Below are 23,469 nucleotides of genomic sequence, written 5' to 3'. Positions count from 1 at the left end.
ACACGTATTTTTCCTTGGCAATATTCGTACTTTAGGTGGAGGTGTTGTGGTTGGATAAACGCATGGTTCAAAGGCAGGGGAAGGAATGGGAAGCAGAGGTGAGCGGACATGCTCACCCCTTACTTTGATTAAGCGCTCTTGAGCTGAACATTACCTTGTTTTTGAATGTTTTTTGGCGTCCTTCCTTTAGGTAAGCAAGGAATAGTGAAGGCCTCATTAATATTACCAGCAGCAGGAAGTTGGATTTTGTTTCCGTCCGCATCTTTTTTGTATCGTGCAACCCTTCGCACGCTAATTTTGTTTCCTGTAACCGCAATACCAAGATTCATGTTCCACCCCTTGAAAATTGCAGATAATTTGCACAACAGTGAGTACGAGGTGGACTCATGAACGAGTGACTGAAGATAGTTCCGTACCTGATACTCAATATCATCCTCCGACTCCAAACCCAATGATGAAATGATACGAGTAAGATAAGTTTCTGGTGTCATAGGCAAAGTCTCATTAAGTGAAGTTTCTTTGAGTTTTTGCGTAATCAGATAGTGTGCAAACGCATAAATTGCCTCAGAAACTTGGCTCTCCAGTCGATGGCGCTTTACTACAGTTGCAACAAAATGCACCGATAACGCTAGCTCCTCATTTTCTTCCACATATGCCAAAATCTCAGCGGGTTGAAAGGATGTGCCTTGAGTTCCTCTAAACGCATAAGGGTTAGAACTTTTCTCAAATGCTTTTGCTAACATCGCTACTCGTGACAGTACGTTCGCGTTGACCTTAACCCCCGCCATTTCTAAAACCTGAGATCTAGATCTCAGGTTGCCTACATCGATATGCGCGAAGGACAGATCGTCAGTGACTCCATAGGTTACGGGCGCAATAAATCCAGCCCCTGATTCATAGGATGCTTCTAGACGATGATGTCCGTTCAAAATTTCTCCCTCATCAGAGAAAATGAGTGGTTCACCAGTAAGGCACCATTGGCCTTTCGCCATAGCTTCCGCGTATTTCCTGATCTTTGCTTTGCTCAATTTTCTATTTTTATTGTTGTCATTTATGGCTCCGCGCCGAGAAAACTTCAACATGTCTCTGGCTAATTGGGGGGTGATGTAAATGACCGTGTGTTTTAGGGTTGTTTCAATCTGCTTTACCCCAGAGTAGTAGCGAGCATTCGACTTAAAAATATCCTGAAGTTGTTCGGACGATAGAACAGAACTGGAATTAGCTAAAAGTTTTTTAGAGCTTGCTAAATAACTAGAGCTTTCTTTTTCATCATACCTATCTACCAATGTGTCAACGATCGATGTTTCTAATTCCTGATCTGATATTTCATCAAATGCGTTTTCTTTGTTATCTGCCATTTGCGACCTCTCTGTATTACTTGTGGCAATATAATGACTAGGCATTCATCTGCCTTAGATAATTACCATTATTGATCCGACAAGCTTGTCGGATCAATTTTTAATTTTGTTTTAGACTGCGCTTTTCAGATAACTGGATGAAAAAACTTGATACTTTCGGATAAAAAAATCAGTGGGACGTTGCTTTCTTCGGAAGGACGAACGCAAAAAACACTAATTGCAACTATGCCTGTGTTTGAGGTCGCCGCTTTTTTTTCGGTAGGAAACTTATTGCCTGAATTAAAATGGGCAGCCGATGCCGCTGTTAACGCTAAAAACGCTGATAAGGTTCAAGAAATCCAAGCTGAGCTAGAGAGTATCCTGTTTGATAAATCGGTATGCATGCCGTTGTCCCTAACATTCGCGGTTATCGGAAAGCCACACCTTCATCATGCAGCTCGTTCTCTGCCCACACTGAGTTACAACCCCTCGGATACTCATATTGTGGGGAACGTTTTAGTGCTGGTAGCAATCTGTAAGATTCTGGGCTTAAAAACGTTTTTGTTTAGCTCAAGGCTAAGTGTTAAAGAAGCTAATCAGAAGAGCGAGCTTAGGCAGCGCCTAGCTATGGAAAACGTGGAGGTACGAGTTGTATTTGATGACGAGAAGGGCTTGGAAGCCAGTCATGCTATCGACCTGTTTAAAAAAAGCAGCATTTTTGACTCATCCTTGAACCTCCCTCATCTGAGTGAAGGAAGAAACTTACTACCGAATGATGACTTCCCACTAAAAGATTATATAAATCAGCTAATAAAAGAAGCGAATATTGAACGTTATGGTGGTGTTAACTTTAATTCTAAGCACGTAAAAGTATCAGAGAGCAGCATCACCACACAGTATATATTATTCAAATTAATTGTTGGTGCCGTGGCTGGGGTAGGAACGCAAGAGTACAGTAAGATGTCGAAAGACGTTACTTTATCGAGTGGCGATAGTCTTTCATCTATCTTGTCAGAAGGTTATGTAAGTAATATTGCCACCTTCTTAGCAGCTTGGCTTGAACCATTGAAGGAAGCGTTTGTGCATAATCGCTCTGGTTACCATTTATCTCCTCAAGTTTGGCAAGCAATAGGCCTCACAATCCATCAATTAGTGAACAATGGCGCGTCACTAACGGACTTAAGTAACGCAGGTAGAGAACTAGGCAAGCTAGACTATAGCAAGAATGCTACTCACTGGAAAAAGTGCTCGGTAATGGAGTTGGACGCTAAAGGCAGTATTTACAAAAATGCGGCGAATTCGACTCGACAGTTTCGGATAGGGCTATCCGAGTATTTTCTCTCATTGCTAGCAGTGTAAGAGCTGACCAATCACATGTGGGATGTGTGTAGTTTTACAGCTTTAAAATAAGAGCCTGTTATATAAGAGCTTCCGATTAGTATTATCCCATATTTGATAGTGATCTCATGGGCAGGCATATTTGTTCTATCTATGTTCACCTTCAAGCAGTCCTTGCACGAAATCAACCAATCGCTAGATAACTCTGGTTCTGACGATTTTATAGATAAAGTTAGCTCACACCCTTTTTCACCAAGGCTGACATTTACTACATGAAACAAGTTCATTCTGTCTTCAGAGTTTAACTTATCAATATACCGAACAAATTCCTCCACTTTAGGCTCCTTCTTAAAATTCAGTAAGTATGGATTGCGCTTCAGTACACTAAAACCAGAACTACAACCATGTTAAATTTTCATTTATCTAGGGAAGCTAAGGCTTTGTTTAAGGTTGGACGACTTACACAAAAGTGCTTAGCCACCTCTGCCTTTGTAACTTTGGGATCGAGTAGCATTGCATTGGCTTTTCGGATGTCCGACGCAGATAGAGATGGCTTACGACCACCTTTTCGACCTCGTGCTCTCGCAGCAGCTAATCCGGTTTTTGTTCTGTCTGAGATCAATCTTCTTTCGAATTGCGCAATAGCACCGATAACATGGAATATAAGCTCACCTGTAGCTGTTGTTGTATCGATACCATCATGGATAGACACAAATCTCACACCGGACTCTTTAAAGCCTTCTAGTAATTCGATCAGGTCTTTCAGGCTTCTTCCTAGACGATCTAAGCGTTGAACAACGACAATATCATCTGCTCTCAGTGTATCCAGCATCCTTTGTAGCTCTGGCCTACTTTTCGAATCTTTACCACTTGCTGACTCCACATAAATACGCTCACAGCCATAATTCAAAAGAGCTGACTCTTGCCCTTCAGGGTTTTGTTCTAGTGTACTAACTCGTGCATAGCCAATTAGCATAATTCCCTCTAAATAAGCTGCCCATCGTGAGCAGCTTATACCTTAAATATTTACTCTCCAGTCTCTAGAGATTCTTCAGTTAACTCTTTGCAGGTTTCGGGCATGTTAACATTCAAGATGTAGTCATTACCGCCAGCTTCAGTCTTTGAGCAGATAAAGCCTGAACTACTCAAGAACTTAATAACCTCAAGATCAACTGCGATATTTTCTTCTGCACAATACCATGCAGCTACAGGTAACTCTTCGAAATCACGAACGAGGAACTTATGTTCATTTTGCATTAAGTCCACATAGTATTCATATCCTTCATTATTGATAAATAGATGAAGGTGCTCATTAGTCAGGAAAATAGCGGCTTGAGTGCCAACATGCTTTGTAACTACATCATGGATCATTAGAAGTCCTTTTAAGGTTAATCAAACGTTCGTTTTATTTACATTCCTTAAAGTATGTATATTTACACAGCCTTGCAACCTTTCGTGTAAAGTTTCCCGTAAATTAATCTACGTAAACATAGACTACGTTTAATTTACAGCATCTCGTTCAATAAAACTTCGGGATTAGAATTAGATACGGTGTATAGCTTGACTCAGAAAAACAACTACAGCTATAGCGTTCTCCATTTCTTGAGAGTTGTTAAAGTCAAATCCCAGTGAGACAACGTAATCCATTACCTTGTCTAGTTCAGCCTGTTGTTTAGGTATAGGTGCTTTTTTCTTTGACATTTATACCGTTTAATCTTCCAGTGACTCTTCTAGTGTGGCGATGCGGATTCTTTGGAACTCGATTTCCGCCCTTGTTTCTTCTACAGCAAGTTCGCCCGCCTCAGCAATAACTTTTGTTATATCCACGTAATGCTTGAGAGTTGTTTGATCTTCGTTGTGTCCTGCAAAGTTTCTCAAAGCATTCAATACAGCAGTCTCATCAACGCTGTCTTTATTTCCTTTGCGAACCCTGTCTAGCTCAACTGTCCACAGGATTATTGCGTACTGCTTTAACGCATATCGCCTCAATGCATGTGGGATCACATCGTCCTTATCCTTTGGAACCTGCTCACCATTTAACTTCATATCAAATTTGAATATGTTGTTAATGTAAGGCTTAGACATCCGACATGAAGATCCTTCAGCCTTATTTGCAACAACAACAAAGACCTCTCCTGTATCCCTGCATTTACCACTAGCTAATATGTCCTCTCTCTCGATCTCAATGTAATCTATGGTTCTCTCAAGAAGCTCAGGTGTAATATGTACAACACGCTCTTTCCGGTGTTTTAGTCCGGTTTTGATCTCTACCTTGACCAGCTTTCTAATTTTCCTTCTTTCATACTTCTCCCCACGTAGCTTAGCGACTTGCTGTTCAATCCCATCTTCTTCATTCTGAGCATTCCTTTGTGCATCGTATATCACAGAGGTTTGCATCATTCGTAACTCTTCTCTGCGAACTCCCGCCTGAGACAGCCAGTCCGTGATAAGGAGGTTTCGTTCCTTGTATTCATCTGAAAGGTCAAGCTTGAATTTAGGAGGCTTCGGCGCACTTTGTCTTGCAAGGAGTACGACCAGTCGATATATTTCAGCCATCTCTTTCTTAGATGGTACATACCCTATCTGAGTTTTTGATGTACCTTTGATTAGCAGTGGATTAGAGAACTCACCATTCTTTTTCGGGGGTTTTACCTGAATTCGGTGCTTAGGTATCCCTTTTTCATTGTCAGCCCACCCACATAGAAATCGATGCTTAGTCCGCTTATTTTTCTGTAACCACCAGTAGTATTCGACAACAACAGCTAGGTTTTGATTTACTGAGTTAGGCTTGAGTGTTTTTAGCAAGAACTCTTTGTATTCTTTAAGCTTCTTATGCTGAACATTGTTAATCGCGTTCGAGTAGAACTCACTTGGGTTATCACATGTGAAACCTCTAATCACCCAGTTACAGAACTTGGTAATGTACAACGTGTGGTAGTACGTAGTGCTTTGATCAGAGTAACTCAGGCGATCTGTTAGGTAATCTGTCGCATCCCAGTAAATATGATGATTTGGGTATGTTACGAGATACGCTGTATCACCATCCTCTGTGAATTGCGGTCGCGTCTTATGATGTTGAAACCCCATCAATCGGACTCCTTAACAACTGTGATCGATGGACGCGCACGTTTAAGCCTTCTATTTTGCTCTTTAAGCTGAGTATTCTCTTTTAGAAGCTCAGATTTTTCTTCATCCAGCTCTCTAATAGCGGCTGTTAAACGTTCAATTTGCTCGCGTAACTTATTGTTTTCACTACGCTCATCTAATAAATCTTCAAATTGAATCTGTTGTGCTCTCTGTAGCTCTTTATACTTATCCTCGTAGTTTACGTCGTTGGATGTAGATTTACTTTTTCCACCACCTTTTAGTGCTTCCTCTAGGTATCCTAGCTCCTTTACGATAACCTCTTTATTGGCTTCATAGGTGTCTGTATTTCTGCCTGTGAAAGACAACTCTCCATCCAACCCTTTCCAGCTACTAAACCATCGCTGACTAAGGCTTATAGTCTTGCGGTTAGGGGACGTTTCAGCAAACTGATCACGGAGTCTCTGTAGCTCAGTATCACATAGAGCAATTGCCTTAATGGCACTGATTTTGTTTTTAATTTTCTCATCAGAATTTTTCTGGTTAGCTTCTGAGGCTACCTGCGTTGCACTCTTCTTAATGCCAGTCATTATTGCTCTCCACGACAGCATTTAGGATGTCGGAATCCTCTGGATTCATTAGGCACTCATTACCGACGTTTTTATATTCCCAGTTATCTAATTTGATTTTGTTCTCGCAACCAGCACAGAAGGAGCAATCAGCATTTGCCGTTTGCGCAAAACCACCGTCATCAACGATACACTTTGATCTGTGGCGGTACTTTTTGGTATTACCGACACAAAGCCCTTCCTCGATCATTTCAAATACGATGTCATCCTCCTGAACTAACCGTTCAAACGCCCGTTTGTTATGGGCACGCTTCTCTGTGATGCCTACAGCATTAGAGAGACATTCAGTGCACTCATTAAGTCTTTTACCCAACTCGGTTTCATCATCAAATCCACCATTAGCTTGAGCCTGTTGGTCGAGAACCTCAATCATTGCTTCAGCTTGTAGGGTGTCCAGTGTAGCGCCAGTCATAATCTTATTTAGATACTCGAATGTCATCGCGATATCAGTATGGCGCAGGTGATATTTAAGAGCATCAACGCTTCCACCAAAATGGTTTACGAAAGTACCTGCAAAAAAACGGCGAAACTGGTGCTCACTCCAGTCCCAGCTATGGTCTTCAGTGATACCTATAAATTCTAGAAATGCCGCTCGACAACTTTTAAACTCGTATTGACTAACGTTGCTTGGGTCAATAAAACTTGCGTACTGAAACAGCTTGTCGTTTCCAGTTTCATTTCTAGCTGTAAGACTTAGCTTCTCAAGGATTTCAACACAGACCTTAATAAGGTTGGTTGCGGGGAAGTCATCGTGAACCTGATACGTTTTGGCAACGTACATTTTTATCCAATGACCGGATTCAGTTGTACTAATACAACCTGCCTCAAGGTTGTTAACCTCCATGCTTCTTCTAGCCGTTAGAAAACAGAGAACCATCTCTATCGCTACCATCATGTGGTTATGGAGAAACGTACTTAACCCGTAATTAAACTCTTGCTCTCTGAAGGGGTCATTGTGCTTTCTGATCCACAAAGCAATAGTAGATTTAGCAACACCCTTTTCTGTAGCAAGCTTCTTTAATGAATCTCCATTGGCATTACGTATGGCGACTTCTGCCCACTGAGCCTTCTCCTCTGTTGTGGATTTCACCGGAGAGGTTCGATCAAAGTTTGTAATGCGTATGGTCGGAAAACCTAGTTCACTGTCACCCTCTAAAATTATTGGGTTCTCCAAAAAGAATTTCTTAGCTATTTCTGTTCGTGGTCGACTAGGGTTGGCAGCCATATAACCCTCGAAGCCCTCAAGCGCTTTGTCTTTGAGCTTTGTCAGTTGGCTAAAGTGAATAATGTATCTAATTGACCTCTCTAGAGTGTCCCTCATTACAAGGAATGGCACGTCCTTCGTTTTCCCATCTGCCTTAGCTTTGTTCTGAATGACCTTTTTCAGAATCTTCTCTGATGGAAGCGTCATTGCTGGAAACATTGGGATTAATGATGGGAAGTGGGTCGTTGTCTTCAAAATACGGTTCAAAAAGGAAACGTTCTTTATTACACTCCCTTTTTTCCCTACATCCTCAATGGAGCGTTTGTTACCTGACAGAGTTTTATCTATTCTGTAGTTACTTTCGTACTTTGCACGAAGGGAGTCCGAAGTTTCAGCTAACTCTCTAAAGTTAGCCCAACTTGTAAGTGGGATACCGATATCAAATAGCATCCTTGATAGGTCAAAGGATGTACCTCTATTATTTCCACTCTTCTTGTCGCAGTATTCAGATAAATCACCACCTTTTTTATCTGAGAACTCATTAAACCTTCTGATGTATTGAAGGTTTTTGCCGACAGTATTGACCAAGCTCTTAGCAAAAAGCTCCAAGTCTCCAGTAGTGGCATTAATTGGACGACGGACACCAATAACTCTTAAATACCGAACAAGGTACAATATGAAATCTAAATACTTTCTAATAGAGTCTGTGTTACCAAATGGAGACTTTGCTGCCTTGGTATCAACAATAGATAAGAGAATTAGCCACTTCACCGACTTCAGCAGGTCAACCTCATCAACTAAAGATAATCCAGAGTCGATTACTACATCGAAAGAGATCTTGTAGTCTTCTTTATGCTGTTCTTCACCTAGCTGTAGAGTCCATTCATTGTCAGAAAACTCTGAAACCAACCGCTTGTGCTTGGGGGAGCTAACATCCGAAAGATCAATTATCTGACCTAGTTGGGCATACGCCTTTGCAATAGCTGCGCTCATAATGCAAACACCTTCAAATATGGGTTATTAATACGAGATTCTGATAATTTTAAAGCCTGTTGGTACTCAGCTTCATAAGTCGGCTGCTCAAAAACTGATAGTGCGTAGCTATTAAATGCAATCCAAAGTTGCCATTTTTTCATTTGTTCTTTGGGAAGTTTGTCTATGGCTGTCTTCAACGCCTTGTCCCATAAGAGGGTATTCATGATCGAATGGGTTGAAGCGAGGAGCACAGGTCGACGCTTAGGACATGTAGGACAATTGTGCACCTGATCGCACACCTTGCCTTTTTCCGTATGTTCTCCTCCAGTAGGTTCTGAGCAATAAGCACCACCAAAGTGACTCTGTAGGATCTTCTTTGACTGCTCAACACTTTGTAGGTAAGACTCCTCATCAACACCTGCAAACTCAATGAATTTCGCTGTATCGACCGTAACCAGTGCCTCTAAGGCGGCCTGAAACTCTCGGATATCCAGCTCATTACCAAACTGTATCGCTAGGTGCATCAAGTATGCTGATGCGCTTGCAATGCGACTGTGCCTACCTTGCTCTTTAACCCTAAGAGGATCTTTAGTCAATAATGCCGTTAACTGCATTGTGCTTTGTCTGATAATATTTGGTGGGACTTTTAGGGCCCCCATGGTTATCTCAGCAACTATTTCCCCAAACAGTTTAGTGTTCCTACCTCCGCTCAATGGCGTAGGAATGTAGCCTCCGTGCTTCCCATTGTTGTTCCTGTTCATCGTTAGGAACATACGACTCTCATGCTTCTTAAGGGTGTGTTTCCTATAGTTTTTTGTCGCAGACTGAAGGTACTCAATTACAGCAGGCACACTGAGACTAATCTTCTCATCATCTGAAAAGACCAACATATCAATACGTTTTTCGTTTGGGTCGTCAGTAAACACTAAAGGTTTGTACTCTGCTTCGTTGGCACGGTTCTTAACATCAGTGTAGGTATGGATTCGTTTCTTCCTGTTCCCATCAGAAGAACTCTTTAATTCAATAACCTCTGTGACTAGGCAGTCATGCTGTAGATAACGAACACTGGTCTCGTTTGCCGATGTATCAATATACAGGATGCATTGGGCAAGAACTTGTGCGCGTGAACTCAAATTCAGGTCATCGTTGATTTCCTTTATTTTTATTCCGACCTCCTTGCACACGGAGGAGAAGAAGTGGTAGAGATGTCTATTTTGGTATTTAAACTCCTCTTTAGTTCTTTCACAGTCACGTGGTGTAATGCCATCGAAATAATGATAGAAATACGCATAAAGCCCACCTTTGCCATATGAGCAAATAGCAGACCTTATCTCCTTGAGAGATTCAGTTACCCACGTAGGTCGACCACCATTATCAGTCTGAAGGGACTCACAGAGAAGCTTATCTCGCTCAAGAACTAACTCATTAATACTTCTTGCAGCATCAATGTGAAGTTTGGCAGTCTTGATGGCAGTATCATGTCTCTCAATCAAATATCTAAGCTCAACCTCAGCATTTAGCCGTAGCTGCTTTAGCGTTTCAGTTAAATACTCACAAGTAAATTGCACTAACTGAGCTTTAGTTTTTATCTCTTTATTCGCTAGCCTAATAACGTTAGAAACAAAATTCTTTATTTCATTGTTATGACCATCCAAATCCATCTTTTCAATAGACAGATTGACATCATCTACTAGCTCTGATGATGGTATAGCCTGATTATGGGTAACGAGAGACTTCGCTAATGACGGTGGTAGTTTGAAGCTACTAATCTTGAGCTTGTGAGGCCATAAGCCTTCAGAGGCAGCATATCTTAGAAATGATGAAAGCCCAGATATTATATTGTGGGAATATACCTTTTTTCCCTTTGACAGAATGATTGAATCGCGGTATTCGTCTAACACAAACTGCCATTCAAGATACTTAACATTCGCATACCCTTCCTGTTGAATTGTATCAATTAGATGTCGCGTATTATCCGTACCTGCTGACACTATATAGTCGAAGAACCGTTTGATATGGTGATGTATTGCCTTGTCACCACTCCGTGAGGTGTTTTGGTCTTCTGTAACATACTTGTGATAGGTTTCGTCTAAGCAAGACAAAAAGTCTTTAGATAAAGGGGAGTAGTATTCTTTATCTGAAAACTTTCTAGTTAAACAGCTTTCTTCACTGTTAGATTTAATTACCGTGAGATTTGGTCTTAGCACCATAGAGATTCTCTGAATGAGCAAGATGGGGAAGGGTGTGTGCAATGGGGCAGAAGAATACCGCCCCATGTGAAAGTATGTCAGTTAGAACGCATCGTCCTCTGCAACATCGTTTTCATCAACACTAACATCTTCAGGCTTAGCAGGAGTCAAGAGTAGCTCGCGAAGTTTAGTATCGATGGTCTTTGCCACTTCTGGGTTTTCGCGCAGGTACTTACAAGCATTCGCTTTACCTTGGCCAATCTTGTCACCATTGTAGCTGTACCAAGCACCCGCTTTTTCAACTAGCTTGTGCTTCACACCCAAATCAACCAGTTCGCCTTCGCGGTTAAAACCTTGGCCATACATGATTTGAGTATTAGCTTCTTTAAATGGTGCAGCAATTTTGTTCTTAACGACTTTGATGCGAGTTTCGTTACCAACTACTTCGTCGCCTTCTTTGATTGCGCCAGTACGACGGATATCAAGACGAACCGATGCGTAGAATTTAAGTGCGTTACCGCCAGTTGTTGTTTCTGGGTTGCCAAACATGACCCCTATCTTCATTCGGATTTGGTTGATGAAGATACACATACAGTTAGACTGCTTTAGGTTACCAGTAATCTTGCGCATAGCCTGACTCAGCATACGTGCTTGCAGACCCATGTGGCTATCACCCATCTCACCTTCAATTTCAGCCTTAGGAGTCAGTGCTGCTACCGAGTCGACTACAAGCACATCTACTGCACCTGAGCGAGCTAATGCATCAACAATTTCTAGTGCTTGCTCGCCAGTATCGGGTTGTGATACAAGTAGATTGTCAATATCTACACCGAGCTTTCTCGCATAGATAGGGTCTAATGCGTGCTCCGCATCAATGAATGCACATGTCTTACCTTGACGTTGTGCGGCAGCAATAAGCTCAAGGGTTAGCGTTGTTTTTCCGCTCGATTCTGGGCCATATACCTCGGTTATCCTGCCCATAGGTAGACCACCTGCACCCAACGCAATATCCAGTGAAAGCGAACCTGTTGAGATAGTTTCAACGTCCATTGTGCGGTTTTCGCCCAACCTCATGATTGAGCCTTTACCAAACTGCTTTTCAATTTGACCTAGCGCGGCTGCAAGCGCTTTTTGCTTATTTTCGTCTACAGACATTAGAATTCCTTTACTTTTATTTATTCATTTTAGTGAATTGATATTCACTAAAAGCGGTAGTATTTTTTTCATAGTGGCTCAAGTCATGCAGATAGGTAAGATATGAACCGGATCATTTCGTTATAATTTAATTTATCCTAGCAAAATAAATGAGTTAGTCAACACGAACCAAAATCAGATTTACTTTAAAAGATTTCTACGATACGACCCATTGGTAGACCACCAGCACCCAAAGCGATATCAAGAGAAAGAGAACCCGTTGAGATGGTTTCTACGTCCATTGCGCGGTTATCACCAAGGCGCATGATAGAGCCTTTACCGAATTGCTTTTCAATTTGACCTAGCGCAGCGGCGAGCGCTTTCTGTTTGTTCTCGTCCATTACTTTCTCCGATTTATTCATCTTCTTTGGGCGACGAATAGTAATTCATTTTTCTTAAGCAGAAGAACTGCTCAGCAATGAAAGTTATTATACTGTTGATTCATACAGTGTCTATACCTGTATGAAAAAAATTTGACTGACCTAAAGCTGTGATTTGCTCTAGCCCTTATCAACGCTGGGCTAAAACAATTTCACAAATTCTAAATCAGATGTTGATGCAATTGAGTCAGTGCATGCTCGACCGCTTTTTTGCGAACTTCCGCACGGTAACCAGTGAAATGCATGGTTTCGACTTGCTGCCAATTTTGATTATCAGCAAAAGCAAAACAGACCGTTCCGACAGGTTTCTCTTCACTGCCTCCTCCCGGCCCAGCAATACCACTGATGGATACGCCGATGGTGGCATTGGAGTTTTTAATTGCGCCCTGCACCATTTCAATCACAACTGGTTCACTCACTGCACCGTGCGCTTCTAACGTTGAAGCCTGTACACCAAGCATCTCCATTTTCGCTTCATTGCTGTAAGTGACGAATGCGCGATCAAGCCAAGCTGAACTACCAGCAATGTCAGTAATAGCGGTTGCAACACCACCACCCGTGCATGATTCTGCGGTGGTTAAAACATGTCCATGCTTAGCCAATAATGCGCCTAGATCGGCACTCAATTTTGTTGCTCTTTCCATAGCCAAAAATGCCCTTTGTCTCTTTTTACTTGATAGGGATTCACGTATCCTAAGCCGCTACGGAAATAAACAAAAGTACTTACCTGTGAAAGCTGAACAAAAACATACTCCTGATGCATTAGCGTGTAAAACCTGTCAAATCATATAGTTAAAACCCAAATAAATCACAAACTACACTTTTAGCTACACTTTCTTTTTCTCGGGATTATCGGCGATTCCGAAATCTGGCAAAAGCACTCAAGTTAGCCAAAAGTCCTAGAGACTCGTGAGAAAATGATAGTTAGTAAGCATCGATATTAAAGAATCCTAAATTTCCAATCGAGCGAGTTTTGAATACAAGCAGAAATTACAATTGTTCGGTAATTTGTCGAACAACCAATAAATGTAAAGCTCAATAATGAACAAGGATTTGAAGCCGATTTGATTGAGGCTGCTTTAGCTCACATCGATGATAATCAGGTCCGCGGTGCATACAACCGTACAGACTACCTAGAACGCAGAAAACCAATGATGTGCTGGTGGAGCGGGCATATAGGAGAGGCTGCCAAAGACAGTCTCTCAGTAACTGGTATGAGGCAATTGAAGGTTGTTTAAATTTAACTAACGACAGAAAAAACAAAGGCTGCATCACTTTATTGTGTATGCAGCCCGTAATAGATTGAAAATTATTGCTACCTAGGCAATGGAGGCAAACCTAGTTCTTTGAGGAAGCTGTTATGTTTGTCTAAAGCCTCATTGATGTCTTTCTCAATGTTCACTAACTTCTGGTGCTCCGCTTCTAAATTCACTTTAGGTTCAGCTTTAGCCGTACTTACGTATCGCGAGATATTTAAATTGAAATCATTCTTCTCGATCTCTTCCATTGAGACTCGACGAGAATAGCGTTCCTCTTGATCTCTAAATCTATACGTATCGACTATCTTTTGAATGTCTTCTGGGCGAAGCTTATTCTGGCGTTTACCTTTTTCGAAGTTCTCTTCATCACTAGCGTTGATAAACAAAACATCATCATACTTCTTACATTTTTTGAGCACTAAAATGCAAACAGGGATACCTGTTGAGAAGAACAGATTCGAAGGTAGACCAATAACAGTGTCAATGTGCCCATCTTTTAATAACTTACTGCGTATGCGTTGCTCCGAGCCACCTCTAAACAAGACACCATGAGGCAAGATAATAGCCATCGTGCCTTCATCACTTAAAAAGTGGAAACCATGTAAAAGAAAAGCAAAATCAGCAGCAGATTTAGGAGCTATACCGTGATTTTTGAAACGAAAATCTTCCTTAAACTCGGCTCTATCTGATTCCCATCGATAACTAAATGGTGGGTTAGCAACTACAGCATCGAACTTAAGCTTTTTAGCAGGATTCTTTTCATTAAGCACGTCCCAATCATTGAATAACGTATCACCATGAAAAATATCAAATTCAGTATCTTTTACCCCATGAAGCAACATGTTCATGCGAGCTAAGTTATAAGTAGTGATATTTTTTTCTTGCCCGTAAATCTTACCGATGCTGCCACCAGCAGACGTGATATGTTTGCGAACATTCAATAGCAAAGAACCGGAACCACAAGTAAAATCCAATACTCGATTTAAGTTCTTCTTTTTACCCATCTTAGGTTCTTGGCTGTCTAATGTGACAATTTCCGAGAGGATGGTTGAAATTGGTTGCGGGGTATAAAATTCACCAGCCTTTTTACCGCCGTTGGCAGCAAACTCGCCAATAAGGTATTCGTAAGCATCCCCTAAAATATCAGTATCAGTAGAGAACTGAGCAATACCTTCAGAAACCTTTTGGATAATAGTACATAGCTTTGCATTACGATCTGATGGCTTTTTCCCTAACTTTTCTGAGTTTAAGTTGATCTCAGAAAACAAGCCTTGAAAGCTACTATTGAAGCTTTCATTTTCAATGTACTTAAACCCTTCTTCTAACGTTTTGAGCAACTCATCATCTTGAACCCTCGCCATCTCTGCGATACTTGACCATAAATGCTCAGGTTTAATAATGTAATGCAATTTACGGCGCATTTGAGTTTCAAAAAACGAGATGTCATCAGGGTTTTCGTCATACCACACTTCCAACGGGTTAGACATTTTTAGATCCCTAAGTACATCTTTAGGTAAATCAAGGTAGTCTTTTCCTAACTCTTTCTTAGCTGCGGCTTCAAAGTTATCAGATAAGTAACGTAAAAATAGAAAAGACAGCATGTAGTCACGGAAATCATCGGCATTCATTGCACCACGCAAAGTGTCCGCGATATCCCACAGAGTTTTACCTAATTTGTTTAATTGCTCTTGAGTCATCTCAATATATCTCTACTTATTGCTCTGTTACTGTTTTTTGTTCAACTAAATCAGGAAACAGCTCTGGGTTAAACCGATAATTTTCCATAAAATCGCTTAAAATATTCCTGAAATGGCCTTTATTTTCTTCTGTCATTTCCATTGGCTCAAATAGAGAGTAATTGCCATGACTTAAAATATTAACCAATCTAGCATGCAATATTCCTTCAGGGTCGTTAGCTTGTTTTTTAATACAAGCAGAAAAGTTATTAAAACCATGAAATGTAGCCGTTTTTTCCAATATACTTCGTAATATTGTAAAATGATAGGTAAACAAACTTCCAGATTCAGAAGCTTGGTGAAGTTGTTCTAACAATGCTACATGATGGAAAAATGGCGTGTCTCTAGTATATTTTAAAGAATATTTTTTATTATCTTTATCGTGTTTTAGAAAATACGGCTGTAATTTTCCTTTCTCATTCAACTCATTCCACATTACATTAAAAAATAGCGCATGGTGGGATGAAATTACAGCTTTAATTGAACCGTTAGCTGATTTTAATAATTGAGAAAGATGACTTGCAACAGAAATAGCATTGTGATCATCTAATGAAGAAATAGGATCATCTATATATAGATACTTCACCCAGCTATAAGCTTCTTGCCCGTCAATAGCCAATTGCGCGACTGCTAAAAAGAAACACCAAACAAAAATATTTTCTTCACCACGAGAGACTTTAATATGTTCAACAATTTCATGTGAGTCATCGTCATTATGAATCTCTCGTTTAAAATTAACCGTCCACTTTGCATAATCAATTTGAAAGTCAAAATCGGCATAACGCTGTAATAAAGGGCGAATACGATTCTCCATTTCAAGTTCTTGCAAGCCATCAAAAAAATGAGAATCTTGATTAATCTTTAGCACTCGTTGTTGATCATTATCTAGATCGTTATCCCAAGAAAACAAATCTTCCGTGAAAGCATTAAAATAAAGAGTATCTCTTGTTGCTTCCTCTACCTCTAATGGTGTTGTGACATCGTCCGTAACATTAGCAGGGCGCGAAATAACGTCTTTACCTAGCTCTTTAAATGCCATCGATAAGCGAGTTTTACCAGTACCATTGTAAGCAAAGACTAGTATCTGATTTACTGTTTGAGTTTTTTTTCCTCTAGGAACGCCATTTTCAAAGACATCTCTAAATTTTTCAGAAACTTTTCCAAGATCAGAATAAACAAGTTCGCTCATGCAATAAATTCCTTAATTTCTGGAAATAACTTCTGCATTAAACCTTTTTTATATTTGTTCAATACTTCAATTTTTTTTGTTTGAGCATCTATCAATTTATCTAAAGACGATAAACAATCGACTATTCTTTGTTGCTCACTTTGTTCTATTGGGTAGATAACATCAATCTTGGATATGCGACCTGATGATATACCAAGAACTTTAGCTCCTTGAGATTCTTTCTGAATTTGCTTTCTCATTGCTTCTGATTTAAAAAGATACCCACCAAAACCTTTAACTAAATAACTTTCTTTTTGTCTCGCCAATATTGTATGAAGTCCAGAAAGCAACTTTTCTCCATTAATATTAATTAATTCAATACTTTTACCAACATCATCTATATCTTCTGAAGCATCTGCAAAAACCATATCACCTTCTTGACAATAAGACTCTTGTTTAATTTTATCCAGAGATATTTCTTCACTAATAAATGGAACATATTCTTTCGTTATATCAAACAGAGTTGAAAACTTAGTATGAATATCACCGTAGTGAATATTTTTAACTAAGCCTTCATCGTAATTAAGCTTATCTCTAGATAATGAATTTGTAGTCTTTAAAGAATAAACCTCTTCAAATGTTTTTTTTATCCATTTGACATTACAAGCAAAAACAAACTCAGGTATACTTTTTCCCTCTTCTGGAAAGAGTTTCTGCATCAAGCCTTTTTTGTGTAGTTTCAGCGACTCTAGCTTTTGAGTATTTTTAGTAATCAAGTCATCCATTGAAGAAAGACAATCAGCTACTTTTTTTATTTCTCTTTCATCTGATGGGATATAGGTTTTAATATCTTTAATTTGCTGAGATGATAAGTTAGGTGGCTCACTCCCAGCTATGCTTCTTTCTATATCACTAACCAATTGAGATGTTTGGATTAGATAATAGACGAAAGTACTATTCTCCTGCGTGACTAGTTTACCAACACGCTGATTTAATAAAGCCCCATCAAACACATCATCTACACAAGCTACTTTCAACTTTCCACCTAGAATTGGACGAGTTAAAGCCATTACATAGTCACCTTTTTTAACTATGAATCTGCCATACTCTCCTTCATAATCTTTTGGTAAAAAAGAAGGTGAATTGTGGTTCATTTTCTGTATATCGACATCAGCAATTTTCAGCCACCTGGTCCCTGTAGCCACACTGTCTGTACTAGAAAAAGCATATCCTTGGAAAATTGAAAAAATATCTTTTATTGTTTTTTGAGTCCATCCTTCACTTTCTCTAAACTCAGTAAAGCGTAATTCAGGCACTAAATCTCTAGGTTCTAACTTACTCATAAGCTGCTAACCCAGATATTTCACGCCCTTGGGCAAGTTTATGTAGATAAGGAACCAAATCTTCCATTAATACTAACTCTTTCTTCGTACGTTCTTTCCAGCTAAGATCTAGTGGCTCCAACAGATCCCCTAGCTTCTCACCATCAAAAATCATTCGCCCCATAATCCCATCAACAAATACCTGTAAGCTCTCTGTAGCTAAACCGTGTTTTATAGCCATATCATTGAGCTCACTGGTCGCCTTTTTCATTTTAAATGCTTGGTAGCCGGCATGAATTTGTGACACATCTAATGCTTCACCTGAAGGTAAACTATGTATATAAGCAATTAATTCATCGCGCTCAGACATCAAATTTGCTTGCGAGCAAATTAAATCGATGAGCTGTTGACGAGTCATGCTTTGCGTACTTGCTCCCTGAGTCGACTTAGCAATTAATCCCATGATGTAGTCGTAATCTATTAAAGCAGATGCAAACAACACAAACTCAAACTCTAGCTGTTCGACTTCTTCAGGTAAGTCTCCTTTCCCTTCATTCGTATCTAGCTTGCGTTTCAGGTCTTTGGCTGTTTCTAAATACGCTCCTTTAAAGCCACGTAAGGTATCAATTGGTAATGTCGCGGCAACCTGAGCTTTCTGTTCGTCATCTAGTTCTGTGTATTGTTCTAGTTGGTTCTTAAATTTTTGTACTTCTTTAAAGTGATTGATAAAAGAAGCCCTTTGCGCGTCACCTTGAAGATTGGTCACTTCCGAAGGTTCACATGCCAAACCTTGCTTTTGCATAAAGGCTTCTAACTTATCAACTGCTTGTTTGTATTTTTCAACGACAACAGGCGCAGGATCTACCAACCAAACCAGCTCAGCGCCTTCTTCCTTTTCACCAGAGAAAAGTTTAATCGCTTCATTAACTTCTTTTTCTTGACCTCGGAAATCTAAAATATTCCCCCAAGGCTTACTATCATTCAATACACGATTAGTACGTGAAAATGCTTGAATCAATCCATGATGCTTTAAGTTCTTATCCACATACAAAGTATTCAGATACTTGGAATCAAATCCTGTCAACAGCATATCAACGACGATGACAATATCGATCTTGTTTTTATGAGGATAGTCAGCATTGTCGTACTGCTGATCTTTAATCCGCTGCTGCACGTCTTGGTAATAAAGGTCAAACTCATTAATAGTATGATTCGTTGAATATTGATGGTTGTAGCTATTAATAATATCGATCAGGGCTTGCTTCTTACGCTCAGGCTCAACTTCGTTATCAGCTTTTTCTTGTGGTAAATCTTCCTGTAATTGCTGGATATCTTTCACATTTCGAGCGAGTGTATTTAAATCTGAATCTTCTTTGTCCTTATCACTAAGCTGTGCTGGTGGCGAAAACACACAGGCAATATTTAAAGGAATATAGTCTTCAGATTCTGACGCTTTAAGCTCTTGCTGGCTCTTAAACTCTTCGAAGTATTCAATCGCATGGTTGATAGAAGCCGTTGCTAGAATGGCATTGAATCGGCGGTGATTCGTCACAGCATCATGTTTCTCTAATATTTCTTGAACAACAGCTCGTGGTGGAGGCGTAACTCTTTTCACCGTTACTTCAGATTCATCATTGCTGACGTCTGCTAGTTGTTTGTTCGCTGAATGTTTGCCAAAAAAGTCAATATGGAAACTTAGAACGTTCTTGTCTTCAATTGCATGAGTAATCGTATAATGGTGTAGTTCTTGCTCAAAGATACTCTCTGTAGTTTTAAAGGAACCCACATTGCCATCGATTTGAATATACGTTGAGTTTTTCTTGAATATAGGAGTACCCGTAAAGCCAAACAATTGTGCTTTAGGGAAAAACTCTTTAATCGCTTTATGGTTTTCACCAAACTGAGAGCGGTGACATTCATCAAAGATAAAAACAATACGCTTATCTCGTAATGGTTCTAATCGCTCTTTGAAAGTTTTCTTACCCTCTTTCAATTTACTCTGGTTACGCTTGCTGTTTTCATCTAACGCTAAGCCGAGTTTCTGGATCGTTGTAACGATGACTTTATCAGCATAGTCTTCTGACAGCATACGACGAACTAACGTTTCTGTATTGGTGTTCTCTTCCACACAGCCGTCTTGAAACTTATTAAATTCTTCTCGGGTTTGGCGATCCAAGTCTTTTCTATCTACGACGAACAAGCATTTTTCAATGTCAGGATTATCTTTAAGCAGCGTTGATGCTTTAAAAGAAGTTAGGGTTTTACCTGATCCTGTGGTATGCCAGATATAACCATTTCCTCGCCCTTCATGAATACAATCAACAATAGCTTCCACTGCATAGATTTGATACGGACGCATCACCAATAGCTTTTGTTCTGATTGAACTAGCACCATATAACGACTGATCATTTGCCCAAGAGTACACTTCGCTAAGAAGGCATCGGCAAAGTCATGTAAATGCGAAATTTTGCGGTTATTCTCATTAGCTAGTTGATAAACAGGTAAAAAACGTTCATCAGCATTGAAGCTAAAATGCTCATTACGGTTGTTAGCAAAGTAATAAGTATGGTGCTCATTACTGACAATAAACATTTGAATGAAGCACATCAGCGTATTGGTGTAGCCATTACCAATATCGCTTTTGTAATCAACGATCTGTTCCATGGCTCTACGAGTTACAATGTCGTAGGCTTTCAGCTCAATCTGCACCGTCGGAACACCATTAATCAGTAGTATGACATCGTAACGATGATTACTATCATCTGTGTTCATGCGCAATTGGTTAATGACTTCAAACTCATTTTTACACCAATCTCTAATGTTCACTAAGGTGTAATGTAGTGGCGTGCCATCTTCACGCTGAAAGTAACCACGTTCACGCAGCATTTGAGCGGCTTCAAAAACATCAGCTGTAATGATGTCTTGGTACAAGCGCTCAAATTCATTATCAGTTAGGCTGACGAAGTTTAACGCCTCAAACTTTTCACGAAAGTTCTGCTTGAGAGCTCGCTCTGTTCGGATATCTTTCCGGTACGAATACTTTAGATCGCCCAACTTATCTATGAGCGCTTGTTCAATTTGAGCTTCTTTCGTTATCATTTTTTGCTACCAAATACGTAAATGAATAAATACGTCATAATGACTGGTCTCGACTGATGGGCATTGTACCCTAACCACATCGAACTATGAATCGAATGAAATGACTAATAGCACTCTCTGGTTAACGAACAAACTAACCGTAAAATCCGTAAAGCACGCCACACTCTGCTCTTCCTTTTCTATCGTTTATTTGCTCATCATTGAAATTAGTGATTCCCAAGGTTTCTCAATGAGAAAGCCACACTTCTAGCTTCACCAATCTCTAGCACAAACAACGCTTATAACTAGTCCATCTAAACAAAATAAACTTAGATATATATTACCTTCGTGCATACCTTAACCAATTAATTTTTAGGAGTTTTTATGCACAAGACACTCTCCAAAGTAAACATTCTAATTCCTCGCCTGTTAATTCCCGATGTTACCAATCCAAAACAGAATATCCCCTCCTTCAATAACTTTGACGATGAATTTCTTTCTTAGGAAGCTCACATGACAACACTAAACTTCACTTCCGTTTCATTACCAGTATCCAAGCAGTTTCAACAACTATTAAGCGAACACTGTCAAACGTTACTTGCTTCAGATAGTTGGGAAGCCACCAGCAAGCGCTTGACTCTCTGCTTTCGTGATAAAAGCTATAGCGTAGAAAACGGCGGTTCCCATCCAGTTGAAGTTGGTCTAAACATAACCAATAAGGTAAATGTAACGATCATTTACATCACTGATTTTGCTTATGTAGGAAATCTGTATCCAGAGATAAAACGTCATATTGACTTCGATTTTAGTCACCAACTCTATTTCACTATTGAAGCTGGTTGGCAGCGTATCCAATCATCCAAAGTGGAGGACTTATATCGAATATGGGAGAAAAGCTTTATTAAGCATGTCCGAGAGGGGAGCTATGACGAAATTAAAGTCATACTCTAATATTCGTTTGTAAACTCTCGCGCAGCTAGCACATAGCAAAAGTATTTAACGATGGCTATTCACTCTAAACTTATCAATAAACACACGATAAAGCACTTATTCGCTCATCGCGCCACCTCCCTCCTAGCTATCATCCAATTTTGTACTTCAAATACATGTCATCGCTGTGAATCTCTTTCCCTATGTTACTTAGAGGGCAAGCTATGACTTATTCCCCTAGCCATCGTTATTCACTCTATCAACATGCCGATGAACGCCAAAGACGACCTTCATTACAAATTAGCAGGGTACGAGCGTGAGAGTTTATTGTTCGACTGTTGGGTAGCCATCATAATCTGGTTCAGTTTAAGGTTGCTATTTGATGGCACCGAATACTCCTTGTCTTTAGAGTATTCGTGTGCTTGACCACAAAGTAGCTTCTAAGACAATGTACCCCCCAAAACAGGAACGAAGTCGTTATAACTAGTCATACAGTGCCTTTGAAACTGTTTTCGCCTTTTATTTTTGCGTAAAATATGCTCATAAAGTAAAAGGAATATCAAATGAAAAACAGATGGTTAGGTATGGCTTGTGTGCTTCCCTTATTGGTTGCATGCAATCGCGAGAGTTCAGCAATCCCAGTGTCTAGCGAGACCGTATCTCAAAAGCAAATCGATACGATTGTGTCGAACATCAATAAGCTTTATCCAGAGGCAACTCAAGAGCAAAAATTGAGAGCAGCAAAAACCGTAGTTCGAGCAATTGAAGAACTTGTGTTTGTTGAAGGCGGAAGTTTTGAGATGGGGGACTTTGGTGCGCCATGCGAAATTCCAAGCGGCACACCAAGTCGAATGGATTGGTCACCGGATGTGCAGTGCTTTAGCTCCCCAAGCACCGGAGAAACGGGTGCTTATAACCTGCACAAAGTAACATTAGACTCATACTCGATTGCAAAATTTGAAACGCGCTTTGTCGATATGGAGTGGATGCGATGGATCAATGGATTACCAGTAGCGAAAGACTTTTATAATGGTTCATCTGACCGCGCAACTATTGAACGAGATTCTGAACGTTATGTGTATGCAATGGAGGACGGGCAAAATACTGCGGCATCTGCAAAGAAATGGCAAGAAGCGAAAGACTATTGTCAATGGCTAGGTGATGTCAGCGCATTGCCATTTGATCTGCCAACAGAAGCACAATGGGAATATGCCGCAAGAAGTCGTGGACAAAAGGTATATTTCGCAACCAACAATGGTTATGCACAACTCCAAGGTGACCATTACTTTGACCCTGTATCTAATCGTTATATTAAATACACGGATGAAGAGGTGAATGCAGCTGTAAGTATCAAAGATGTGGACGCGTACCCGCCCAACCCATTAGGTGTAGCAGGCATGTCGAACCAAATAAGTGAGTGGGTAAATGATTGGTATGCCAAAGATTATTATCTTGTCTCACCAGAGCATAATCCGCAAGGTCCCGAGTCGGGTACAGAAAAAGTGCTTCGTGATGCGGCGGGAACCACTATGGTCTTTTCACGTATCCATGATATACCAGTCTTAGAGTGGTATTTTCCATCAGTGAGCTTTCGTTGTGCACTTCAGCAAGCCTCGCCAGCCAAGTAATGATGCGAAAGAAGAAA

At 40.2% G+C, this 23,469-nt stretch carries 16 protein-coding genes and 2 pseudogenes; 4 read left to right on the top strand and 14 right to left on the bottom strand.

Features of this window, described 5'->3' with window-relative positions:
- Positions 1-128: 128 nt before the first annotated feature.
- A complete protein-coding gene (locus KJB05_RS03310; protein ID WP_208445015.1) occupies positions 129-1,358 on the bottom strand; it encodes a chromosome partitioning protein ParB in 1,230 nt (409 codons plus the stop codon).
- Positions 1,359-1,505: 147 nt separating this feature from the next.
- On the opposite strand from KJB05_RS03310, the gene KJB05_RS03305 reads away from it, so the two are divergent.
- Positions 1,506-2,696, top strand: a complete 1,191-nt coding sequence (locus KJB05_RS03305; protein ID WP_244142922.1) for a hypothetical protein — start codon at positions 1,506-1,508, stop codon at positions 2,694-2,696.
- Between the two features lie 394 nt (positions 2,697-3,090).
- Here KJB05_RS03305 and KJB05_RS03300 read toward each other — a convergent pair whose 3' ends face one another.
- The 9 genes and pseudogenes from KJB05_RS03300 to pncC all read right to left on the bottom strand — a co-directional run bounded on the left by KJB05_RS03300 (position 3,091) and on the right by pncC (position 12,974).
- Complete coding sequence (locus KJB05_RS03300; RefSeq protein ID WP_208445014.1) at positions 3,091-3,651, bottom strand: recombinase family protein; 561 nt, start codon at positions 3,649-3,651, stop codon at positions 3,091-3,093.
- Between the two features lie 50 nt (positions 3,652-3,701).
- Complete coding sequence (locus KJB05_RS03295) at positions 3,702-4,046, bottom strand: hypothetical protein (RefSeq protein WP_208445013.1); 345 nt, start codon at positions 4,044-4,046, stop codon at positions 3,702-3,704.
- A gap of 339 nt (positions 4,047-4,385) precedes the next feature.
- Positions 4,386-5,576 (bottom strand): hypothetical protein, encoded by a 1,191-nt coding sequence (locus KJB05_RS03290; RefSeq protein WP_244142921.1) that lies wholly within the window; start codon positions 5,574-5,576, stop codon positions 4,386-4,388.
- 185 nt (positions 5,577-5,761) lie between these two features.
- A complete protein-coding gene (locus KJB05_RS03285) occupies positions 5,762-6,349 on the bottom strand; it encodes a hypothetical protein (protein ID WP_208445011.1) in 588 nt (195 codons plus the stop codon).
- Positions 6,336-8,585: a hypothetical protein gene (locus KJB05_RS03280; RefSeq protein WP_208445010.1), complete on the bottom strand. Its 2,250-nt coding sequence runs from the start codon at positions 8,583-8,585 to the stop codon at positions 6,336-6,338. The genes KJB05_RS03285 and KJB05_RS03280 overlap by 14 nt, the downstream gene beginning before the upstream one ends.
- Positions 8,582-10,777 (bottom strand): hypothetical protein, encoded by a 2,196-nt coding sequence (locus tag KJB05_RS03275; RefSeq protein WP_244142920.1) that lies wholly within the window; start codon positions 10,775-10,777, stop codon positions 8,582-8,584. The genes KJB05_RS03280 and KJB05_RS03275 overlap by 4 nt, the downstream gene beginning before the upstream one ends.
- A gap of 81 nt (positions 10,778-10,858) precedes the next feature.
- Complete coding sequence (gene recA, locus KJB05_RS03270) at positions 10,859-11,911, bottom strand: recombinase RecA (RefSeq protein ID WP_208445009.1); 1,053 nt, start codon at positions 11,909-11,911, stop codon at positions 10,859-10,861.
- A gap of 188 nt (positions 11,912-12,099) precedes the next feature.
- Positions 12,100-12,312: pseudogene (gene recA, locus KJB05_RS03265) on the bottom strand (recombinase RecA); the annotation flags it as partial.
- Positions 12,313-12,491: 179 nt separating this feature from the next.
- On the bottom strand, positions 12,492-12,974 hold the full coding sequence (gene pncC, locus KJB05_RS03260) for a nicotinamide-nucleotide amidase (protein ID WP_208445008.1): 483 nt from the start codon (positions 12,972-12,974) through the stop codon (positions 12,492-12,494).
- Positions 12,975-13,370: 396 nt separating this feature from the next.
- On the opposite strand from pncC, the pseudogene KJB05_RS28505 reads away from it, so the two are divergent.
- Positions 13,371-13,568 (top strand): annotated as a pseudogene (locus KJB05_RS28505) (integrase); the annotation flags it as partial.
- A gap of 77 nt (positions 13,569-13,645) precedes the next feature.
- Here KJB05_RS28505 and KJB05_RS03255 read toward each other — a convergent pair.
- The 4 genes from KJB05_RS03255 to KJB05_RS03240 are packed head-to-tail and all read right to left on the bottom strand — an operon-like array spanning position 13,646 to position 20,915.
- Positions 13,646-15,286, bottom strand: a complete 1,641-nt coding sequence (locus tag KJB05_RS03255) for a type I restriction-modification system subunit M (RefSeq protein ID WP_208445007.1) — start codon at positions 15,284-15,286, stop codon at positions 13,646-13,648.
- 16 nt (positions 15,287-15,302) lie between these two features.
- Positions 15,303-16,514: an AAA family ATPase gene (locus KJB05_RS03250; protein ID WP_208445006.1), complete on the bottom strand. Its 1,212-nt coding sequence runs from the start codon at positions 16,512-16,514 to the stop codon at positions 15,303-15,305.
- A complete protein-coding gene (locus KJB05_RS03245; protein WP_208445005.1) occupies positions 16,511-17,836 on the bottom strand; it encodes a restriction endonuclease subunit S in 1,326 nt (441 codons plus the stop codon). Before KJB05_RS03245 ends, KJB05_RS03250 begins: the two co-directional genes overlap by 4 nt.
- Entirely contained in the window at positions 17,829-20,915 is a 3,087-nt protein-coding gene (locus tag KJB05_RS03240; protein WP_208445004.1) for a type I restriction endonuclease subunit R, read from the bottom strand. Before KJB05_RS03240 ends, KJB05_RS03245 begins: the two co-directional genes overlap by 8 nt.
- 492 nt (positions 20,916-21,407) lie before the next feature.
- On the opposite strand from KJB05_RS03240, the gene KJB05_RS03235 reads away from it, so the two are divergent.
- A complete protein-coding gene (locus KJB05_RS03235) occupies positions 21,408-21,845 on the top strand; it encodes a DUF2787 family protein (protein ID WP_208445003.1) in 438 nt (145 codons plus the stop codon).
- A gap of 542 nt (positions 21,846-22,387) precedes the next feature.
- The gene (locus tag KJB05_RS03230) at positions 22,388-23,452 is read left to right on the top strand and encodes an SUMF1/EgtB/PvdO family nonheme iron enzyme (RefSeq protein WP_208445002.1); all 1,065 of its coding nucleotides are present in this window, start codon (positions 22,388-22,390) and stop codon (positions 23,450-23,452) included.
- The last annotated feature ends 17 nt before the right edge of the window (positions 23,453-23,469 follow it).

Source organism: Vibrio sp. B1ASS3 (genome assembly GCF_905175355.1).
GTDB classification, from domain to species: domain Bacteria; phylum Pseudomonadota; class Gammaproteobacteria; order Enterobacterales; family Vibrionaceae; genus Vibrio; species Vibrio owensii.
Note: the sequence above shows the minus strand (reverse complement) of the source record. Positions and strands in the feature narration are given on the sequence as shown.